Annotated in this window: 11 protein-coding genes and 2 pseudogenes; 6 read left to right on the top strand and 7 right to left on the bottom strand. The window is 36.1% G+C overall.

Annotated features, from left to right (window positions below; all coding sequences use genetic code 11):
- Positions 1–936, top strand: a 936-nt coding sequence (locus AB3219_RS11130; RefSeq protein WP_233736254.1) for a replication initiation protein, incomplete at its 5' end; no start/stop codon positions are given.
- On the top strand, positions 929–1,534 hold the full coding sequence (locus AB3219_RS11135; RefSeq protein ID WP_233736255.1) for a DUF536 domain-containing protein: 606 nt from the start codon (positions 929–931) through the stop codon (positions 1,532–1,534). The genes AB3219_RS11130 and AB3219_RS11135, both read left to right, overlap by 8 nt.
- An 89-nt stretch (positions 1,535–1,623) precedes the next feature.
- On the opposite strand, the pseudogene AB3219_RS11140 reads toward AB3219_RS11135, so the two are convergent.
- A pseudogene (locus AB3219_RS11140) lies at positions 1,624–1,869 on the bottom strand (integrase core domain-containing protein); the annotation flags it as partial.
- Between the two features lie 71 nt (positions 1,870–1,940).
- On the opposite strand from AB3219_RS11140, the gene AB3219_RS11145 reads away from it, so the two are divergent.
- Positions 1,941–2,740 (top strand): IS5 family transposase gene (locus AB3219_RS11145; RefSeq protein ID WP_088899809.1). Its coding sequence is split into 2 segments (ribosomal slippage): positions 1,941–2,211 and positions 2,211–2,740, totalling 801 coding nucleotides; the frame shifts between segments, so codons are not numbered across the junction.
- A gap of 9 nt (positions 2,741–2,749) precedes the next feature.
- Here AB3219_RS11145 and AB3219_RS11150 read toward each other — a convergent pair.
- The 6 genes and pseudogenes from AB3219_RS11150 to AB3219_RS11175 form a co-directional block, all read right to left on the bottom strand.
- Positions 2,750–3,385: pseudogene (locus AB3219_RS11150) on the bottom strand (IS3 family transposase); the annotation flags it as partial.
- A gap of 23 nt (positions 3,386–3,408) precedes the next feature.
- Entirely contained in the window at positions 3,409–3,696 is a 288-nt protein-coding gene (locus AB3219_RS11155; protein ID WP_233736256.1) for a transposase, read from the bottom strand.
- A 163-nt stretch (positions 3,697–3,859) separates the two neighbouring features.
- Positions 3,860–4,015, bottom strand: coding sequence for a hypothetical protein (locus AB3219_RS11160; protein ID WP_233736257.1), 156 nt, complete (start codon positions 4,013–4,015; stop codon positions 3,860–3,862).
- A gap of 18 nt (positions 4,016–4,033) precedes the next feature.
- Complete coding sequence (locus AB3219_RS11165; RefSeq protein WP_233736258.1) at positions 4,034–5,065, bottom strand: glycosyltransferase family 2 protein; 1,032 nt, start codon at positions 5,063–5,065, stop codon at positions 4,034–4,036.
- Positions 5,066–5,517: 452 nt separating this feature from the next.
- Positions 5,518–5,874, bottom strand: coding sequence for a type II toxin-antitoxin system YafQ family toxin (locus tag AB3219_RS11170; RefSeq protein WP_023061894.1), 357 nt, complete (start codon positions 5,872–5,874; stop codon positions 5,518–5,520).
- Positions 5,874–6,152, bottom strand: coding sequence for a type II toxin-antitoxin system Phd/YefM family antitoxin (locus AB3219_RS11175; protein ID WP_003586674.1), 279 nt, complete (start codon positions 6,150–6,152; stop codon positions 5,874–5,876). Before AB3219_RS11175 ends, AB3219_RS11170 begins: the two co-directional genes overlap by 1 nt.
- 76 nt (positions 6,153–6,228) lie before the next feature.
- Between AB3219_RS11175 and AB3219_RS11180 the strand changes: the two genes are divergently transcribed.
- From AB3219_RS11180 to AB3219_RS11190, 3 genes are all read left to right on the top strand, one after another.
- Positions 6,229–6,816 carry a site-specific integrase gene (locus AB3219_RS11180; RefSeq protein WP_112278730.1) on the top strand — a complete coding sequence of 196 codons (588 nt, stop codon included), beginning with the start codon at positions 6,229–6,231 and terminating at the stop codon, positions 6,814–6,816.
- A gap of 12 nt (positions 6,817–6,828) precedes the next feature.
- Positions 6,829–7,194, top strand: a complete 366-nt coding sequence (locus AB3219_RS11185; RefSeq protein ID WP_054646963.1) for a hypothetical protein — start codon at positions 6,829–6,831, stop codon at positions 7,192–7,194.
- 390 nt (positions 7,195–7,584) lie between these two features.
- Positions 7,585–7,797: a hypothetical protein gene (locus AB3219_RS11190; RefSeq protein WP_010625629.1), complete on the top strand. Its 213-nt coding sequence runs from the start codon at positions 7,585–7,587 to the stop codon at positions 7,795–7,797.
- Positions 7,798–8,503: the final 706 nt, after the last annotated feature.

Genomic DNA, 8,503 nt, shown 5'->3' on the forward strand with positions numbered 1-8,503 from the left:
ATGAGCAATGAACTTATAAAATATGATCCTGAACTTAATACCATTCCGTTACGTAAATTCACCCCTATTGAAATGAATCTATTTTTTTCAATTATTTCTCGTATGCGTGATAAGGGAGATCAGACAGTTAGATTTTCTTTTGAACAACTTAAAGATTTGAGCAACTATAAACCGACTGCAAATAATCGCTTTGAAGATGATATTCAAAGAACTTATGAAAAGTTAATGGGACTTCATTTTGGAAGACGTAGTAAATCTGGATTAAATAGGGAAATGTTTGTTATGTTTACTAAATTCAGAATTGTTGGTGAAGCTGATTCACCTTATATAGATATTGAAGTATATAAAGATGCTTTGCCACTTCTTAATAATTTAGACACGTGGGTTAGATATGCTTTAGCGGAATTTAGAGATCTTCGAAGCAGTTATGCTAAAACCGCTTTTAGATTGTTAAAAGGTTTCAGAACAACCGGTTATGCTTTTTTATCAAAAGAAGATTTTTTTGAGTTACTTGATATTCCTAAAAGTTATTGGAAAAAACCGGGAGACGTTGATAGATACGTTCTTAAACCAATCAGAGAAGAATTGACCCCTCTTTTTAGAGGCCTAACTGTTCGAAAGAAATATGGTAAAGGCCGCGGGAAACCAGTGATTGGGTATTCTTTTACTTGGAAGCCTGAAAAGAAAGACGCTAACGACTTCTCACAAGGTCAATTTCAAGATGAACGTCAAAAACTCTTTAACATTCAGCATAATGGTGAATTAACAGAACAGGAAAAATGGCGCGCCATTGACAAGGTTAAGGGGCTAACTTTAGGCTCTACTGAGAAACAAGCATTGGCTGATAAACAGGCCGAGCACGATAAAAAAATAAGAGATCAAGCACGAAAAGAAGCACTTGCTGAACTCCAAAAGGGGTTTGGAAATCATGCCTAAAACTATTAGAGAACTTGCTGATGAATTGAATGTCTCTAAACAGACTATTCAATATCACTACCAAAGACTACCAGCAAAGAACCAGCAAAAAGATAGTCAGGGTGCAAACATGATTAGCCTTACAGCTGAAAGGATTATTAGAGACAAGGTAGCAAAGCCTTTGGTAGCAAAGAACCAACAAACAGGTAGCAAAAAAGCAACAAAGACTAGCAAAGAAAATAATGATCTGGTTGCTACTCTTAGAAGAGAAGTAGAAGATTTAAAGTCTCAACGTGACAAACAACTTGCTACCAAAGACCAACAAATAAGTAGCAAAGACCGCCAACTAGATCATCTAACAAAACTGATAGATCAGCAGCAACAATTACAATTAGCAATAGTAGCAGAAAATCGCCAATTAAAAGAACATGTGCAAAAATCAAGTGAATTTGTTGGAACGTCTAGATCCAATCAAAAAGTTCAATCAACTGAAAATGACTCTATTCAAAATAAGGATAGAAATGACAATCAAGGTAAAAAAAGCGTACCTCAATCTGGTAATATACAAAAAGATACACCTAAAGATAAAGCCCATAAAAATTGGTGGCATTTTTGGTAATATTAAGCTAAATTCTAAATTTATTTTCGAAATTAATTATTTGGTCCCCTGTCAATAAAATAGACAATTTAAATAGAGACTTTTTTGTCCTATGCCACGACTAAATTTTGAATTTGAGTTTGATACTCATCTTCAAGTTGCTTTGGTGATTTGAATCCACAGTGACTGTGAATTCTAACTGTGTTGTAAAACGTTTCAATGTACTGAAAAACTAGTCGTTTAGCTTCGGAGTATGAATGGATTTTAAACCGATTTATCCATTCACGCTTAATCAAGGCATGAAACGACTCAATGCAGGCATTATCCCAAGGATAAGCTTTCTTTGAATAGCTTAGAACGTGTTTGGATACTTTGACATTCGATTTGATTTTAGTTAAATTAGATCAAAAACAGGAGTTTTTAATCCATGAAAAGCTTTGCACACCATTATAGTAGCGACATCTCTCGTGAACAATTTGAACTAATCCGGACGGATCTAGAAGGCATACGTAAGCGGACTAAGCCAAGAAAGGTTGATTTATATGATATCTTTTGTGCCCTGCTTTATACCTTGAAAAATGGGTGCGTTTGGCGCGATTTACCCAGTGATTTTCCTAAATGGGAAACCGTCTATTATTACTGGTTACTTTGGACTAAAACGCCATCTCCTGCTGGTATCACTCCTCTGGATAAGGTTTTAAAAAAATTGTCAGCCAACATCGGTTGGCTCAGAAGCGTTCAGTTTATACATCGTTCATCATTCTAGATGCTCAAAGTGTCAAGAATACCGATCCTGCTGAAAGTAGCGGCTACGATGGTGGTAAAAAGGTGAGTGGGATTAAGCGCCATCTTGCTGTAGATATCAATGGGCTGCCGATGGCAGTCCATGTGACAACCGCCAATGTTTCTGAGCGTGATGGCGCCAATGCGCTACTGGCGTTAAACAAATCACAGTTTGACCTGGTTCAACGAGTAATGGCCGATGGTGGTTATACTGGTAACAACTTTGCTCAATCAGTTCAGGCAATGATTAACGCTGAAGTCATTATTGCTAAACAGAGTGACCTTAGGCACGGTCAAGTGACCCCGCAACGCTGGGTTATCGAACGCAGTTTTAGCTGGCTAGGAAAATATCGGCGCCTCTGGCGCAATTGTGAGCGAAAGCTGAACACCAGTAAGATGATGATTAGCTTAGCCTTCCTGCGAATACTCTTGAAAAGATTCTAAACACGTTCTTAATGTCATGTTAGCTGTAACTTGATTGTAAGCTTCAGACGTAAACTGACTACCACGATCACTGTGCATGATTAATGGCTTGCTAATATGGCGACTGTGCTTAGTCTTTTCAATAAGTGGGATGACATTCGATACCTCCAAGGTTTCAGATAAGTCTCAACCAATGATCCGTCGGGAGTACAAGTCCATAATACTGGTTAAATAAACGAATCCGTCATGAACTGGAATATAAGTGGTGTCAATGCACCAAACGGCGTTTGGTCGCAATGGATTGAACTGCTCGTCTAAAATATTTATTAGCTGTTTATCAAACTTAGAATTGCGAGTGGTAGTCGTCCAAGGGGTTAGGTAAACGGCGTGAATGCCAAGTTCACGCATATACTTACCAACAGTTCGTTCAGCGATCTTATATTCTTTTGAGCGAAGTTCTTGGGTGATTTTGCCGGCACCGTAAATACAAAGGCTTTTGAGCCAAATTGCTTTAATTTCACCTTGAATAAACTTCTTCCGAAGCTTTCGCGGTGATTGGTGATTATGACGCTTTTCTCGTTGATAGTAACCACTTCTTGAGATTCCAACATAATCACACATACCATTGATGGAAGGGTGGGATTCCAAAGCGTGCTGAACGTCCATTTCTTGGTATACCTTTTCGGTAGTTACTTGCTCAGAATCCCGATTGATTTTTTTAACACTTCGATCGCTCCTTCAGCGTCACGAAGTTGACGCTTTAGTCGTGCAATCTCCTTGTCCTTATCGCTGGCAAAATTACCAGAGCCACGGCCAAACTCCCCAGTCTCAGTAAACAGCTTAATCCATTTATGTAATGTACTAGCCCCAATACCTAGATTCTTACTTATTTCATTCATGGTCATGTGATCCTTGTTATCTAAGTAATACTGAACGGCCTGTTCCTTAAATTCCTTGTCATAACTGTGCTTCTTCATTATTTGATCCTCCAATTTACTTCCTTAATTATACTAAATCAGAGTCTCTATTTAACTTGTACACTTTTTATTCTAGGCCCACCTAATGATTTCAAGGATAGCGCTTTTCACTTCGTATAATATGGATTACGTTAACAATTTTTTGAGAATACAATTGAGAAAGTTATTTCCACAAATCATTTTTTGATTTCATTTTACGAATAATTATATTTCCAATTCCTATAAATGCAAAAGCAACAACCACAACAGCTAACGACTTTATTGTGAATCCTAAAGCTCCTGTCAAGATTCCAACTTTATGAACACTAGGTGTATACATAATGTTTCTCCTTTTATATTAAATATGATTCCATGTCCCTTTGGAATGTGTTAAAAATTGTAACATGGCTGCTACGTAAGATATCTGTAAAATATATGCGTAAAGTAACTCGGGTAATAAAAATAAGGCTACAAATCGTGCTTTCCAGCCCAAATTCCAAACAGTATAAACTCTTTCAAAAATAAATAAAAACAAAATAAATAACCAAAATAGATTTATTTTCATTTGATGTTCAGCTAATAAATATCCATCGGCAAGCAATACTAAACTAAATGTTATTACCGAAATAGATAACATAAGTTGTTGAAATAAATAGAATGATGTTACTTTAGTTAATTTACGACTAAATACTTGTTGCATAGCACCTAAATACCATCGTCTTCTTTGCAAAAATAATAATTTAACAGAAGGCATAGTTTCAGTTTTACAATTGACTGATGCAGGAGAAATCATTCTAGTCCCTACTTCTTTAAGATCAATTGTCATAGCAAAATCTTCTGTAATGCAATTTTCATCATAAAAAAAACCATTTTTTTTATAAACATCATGAAGTTTACTCAACCGAATCAAAGAGGCTGTTCCAGTAAGTACAAATACCTTTTGTAAACCAGATATTTGAGAAGCGTATCGTTCCCATTCTAAATATTGCATGTACCGTAAATATCCCACATTATTATCAGCATGAAATATCGATCCAACAGCATCAAATTCATTAGAATCAATTAAATTTCTAGATTTAGTAAGCCATTGTTCAGAAATTACAGTATCAGCATCAACAATTAGAATATAATGATTATAACTATCAACAATTGGATTCAAATAGTTTTTTAGAGCTTGATTAATAGCTCCAGCCTTACGACCTTTATTATTAACTGTGTTAAAAACAGTTACATTGGATTCAAGACATATCTTATATGTTTCATCAGAACTATTATCATTAGCCACAATAATTTCATCACATCCATTAGTGATTAAAGAAGTGATACAATCTTTGATCACTAATGCTTCATTATGAGCAGGGATTATAGCGGTTACGTAATTTTTTTTCATAAAATACTCCATTTCCCATCAGACAATTCATTCTACCATAAAATATTCCATTTTTCATTTAACGATATTTTAGCTAACAGTGAGCTATTCAACTATCTGTCAACGGTAAATCGACGTAGAGCATTTTATAGCCCGCTGGGCTATTAGACGCCCTAGGAGGCTTTAAGGAGTTGATAGATGCACAAAATCCAAAAGACTCAATCCTTAGAAAACAATGGCTGGGTTTGGGAGACAGTGCTCAAGGTCTATTTTGTTTAGTGTAGCTTTGGTTATTATTATATTTGCTATCATCTATTCTATTCGTTTTAAATACAACGCATTTTAAATTCAATATAACTAAAAGGGACTATAATATACAAATACCCCCTCGAAAACGTTGAAAGAATAACCCCTAATATCTATAATGTAGATATTAGGGGTTATTTATTTTTATATACCAGAAATAGCTTCTTTTATTCGTTATTTTTTCGATACCTTTTAGAACGATTTTGACCAGGAAATAAACGATCATGCGATCCGACTCGAATTCCAATTAAGACTAGTTCATCTTTATCAATCGTATAAACCACCAGGACATCGTTAGTTTCGCTTGGTATTTTGTTTTTCGGGGTATCTCGTAAGTGAAATTCATTATACCCGCTCATTCGCCGATTAAGTTCATGATCCTCAAATTCTGGTGGTAATTGTTGTTGCTCAAGCAACAGGTCAATGGCTGCTCGAACTTCATCAATAATAGATTTGTCTAAACTGGCTAACCGTTTTAGATCAGCATTAAAGGTTGCACGTGGTTTAAATCTTAGTTTTTTCATTATTTAAACTGGCCCCAATAATCATCATCTGATTCAACAATTTCATCGTCAGGTAAAACATGGCGTTTAATTAACTGATCACGTGCAATTGCATATTCTAACGAACCTTCTTTAGCTTTTAATGCTCTTTCTAGCCAGTCCATTTTTTCTTGTGAAACGATGGCTACTGCGCGACTATTTGAACGAGCAATATAAACGGTTTCGTCTTCGTCATTAACTTGATCTAAATATTTTTTTAGGTTAGCGCGAAAATCGCTCTGTGTTAGTGCTAATGTCATATTTACCACCCTTTCATTGTACTTAATATTGTACTTTAATTTGTACTAAAAATCAATTTTTTAAGGAGCTAAAACTATGCAACAAGTTGTCTTACCCATCAAAGATTCAAACGTTCTCAAAGAGGTTCAAGATACCTTACTCAACAACTTTAAAGCTGGCCGGCGTAACTATACAGTTTTTCAAGTTGGCAAAGCGACACTGCTGCGAGTCAGTGATGTCATGCGCTTAAAACAGGCCGATATTTTTAATCCGGACGGTTCTATTAAACAAAATGCGTTTATTCACGACCGAAAAACTGGTAAACCTAATACCTTGTACCTTAAACCTGTTCAAACAGAGCTCTTATTGTACCGTCAATGGCTACTTGATCATAGACTAGCCTCTGAGTGGCTCTTTCCTTCCATTCAACACCCTGAGCGCCATATCACGGAAAAACAGTTCTACAAAATTATGAGTAAGGTTGGTGATCTGTTAGGCATTAATTATCTAGGGACCCACACAATGCGCAAAACCGGGGCTTATCGCGTCTACACACAATCTAATTATAATATTGGTTTGGTCATGAATTTGCTCAATCATTCCAGTGAAGCAATGACTTTAGCTTATTTAGGCTTAGACCAGGCTAGTACTGAAACGATGCTGGATAAAATTGATTTTGGTTAGGAGGCTGGCTTTATGGATTTAGATTTTAAATCAAACAAGTATGATCTTTTTGATGATTGGCATCAAAACAAGACTAAACAAGCCTTTACACAAAAGTTGCAGCAACAAGCTCAACTTGAAAAAACACAGCTGCCGCAATTATTGTCGCGTGAAGATTTAAAAATTCGTTGGCAGATGAACTCTCGTCAAAGTGTTCATCAAGTTGCTAGTAAGCCTGATTTTCCGCAACCCGTTTTTGCTTTTAATCATGGTAAGACGCCACTTTACTTAGCAACTGAAATTCAAATTTTTGAAATTAATCACCCCTGGGTGATAACTCCCAGTGCTCGTCTTGCTTATAGTCATTGGATCCTTCGCAATGTGATTGATCAATCTTGATATTCAGTTCTAGGTTTTTGAGGGTTTACTCTAGGTTTTTTATAGTTGGCGCTAGCCTTCTAATACAAATAATACCCATTTCGATGGGTATTAAATCTACCCTTGACAAGTGTCAAGGGTGTAAGTGCGCATTGACCTCGTTTCACTCGGTCTGCTGATAACCATAAAATCAATTTCTGCTGTTGTTGAATTGACTGTATTTTTAATTCAATTTATGTTTGCACCTAACTAAGATTGTTATGGTTTAAATACTTAAAAAGTGTTTCAGGTTATACTGTTTTAAGCCAAAAATTTTTAAGTGGTTTGTGCAGAGAATCTTTATAACCTTGGTGACAAATTTTGAATAACTAACTGTAAGAACTGTGTATCTGAACTGAAATTATTATTTTGATGTTAGGAGTAATTAAGATTGACGAAAAGAAAGTATTAAAACCAATTGATGAAATGCTTGCTGATCCATGGCAAGTTGATATTCAAGAATTGTTTGAAGCTTCTGTCAATGAACCTGACGAGATCAAAAAGAACTTGTATGATTCCTTATACACTTATATTTTGCAAAAAAGACAAGAAGATATTATTAATCGTCCTGGCTTCGTTATTTAGCCCTCTAAGAGCCTGCTGAGGGCTTTTTGTTTTGCTTTGGTATAAATGTATATGAATAGTCTTAAAATTGCTAGAAACGAAAAATAAGGCCCTAAAAAACGAACATAGCAGTTAAATCTTTATCAAGTTTTAGAAAAGCTAACTATTTGCTGTCAATGGTAGCGTGGGAGCATAAGGAATTGACAGCTCTAAACCAGTCTTAACACTGAATTGGCGAAAGCCAAAGTTTCTATAAAACTTTGCTTTCCTGCCTAACGGCGAGTGAAAAAGCGGTCAAGCTGGCTCAGCTTGGACGGGGTTCGGGGCGTCAGCGCCCGAATTAATGTGGCTTGCCACCCCTTTTTAGGCAACGAACGAAGTGAGGCGCAAGAAGCGTAGCGAGTGGAGTTTAATGTGAGCTGGTTTTTGGCTCACTCCTTTGTGTTTTTTGATTCTAGGTTTTGATCTCGTACAGTAGTGCCTCTTATATACCTCTTTTATAAACCTCTTTTAAACCTCTTTTAGACCCCTCTTGAGCCTTACTCTCCCAAGGCTTATAGAAGTTTATCAACGAGGTTTTGTCTGTTTATCAACGAGGTTTTGTCTGTTTATCAACGAGGTTTTGTCTGTTTATCAACGAGGTTTTGTCTGTTTATCAACGAGGTTTTTAATTGTGATCGTTGATAAGCAATCGTTGATTTTATATAATAGTTGTGGAGGTGTGATT

The organism is Pediococcus ethanolidurans (genome assembly GCF_964062635.1).
Lineage (GTDB): Bacteria > Bacillota > Bacilli > Lactobacillales > Lactobacillaceae > Pediococcus > Pediococcus ethanolidurans.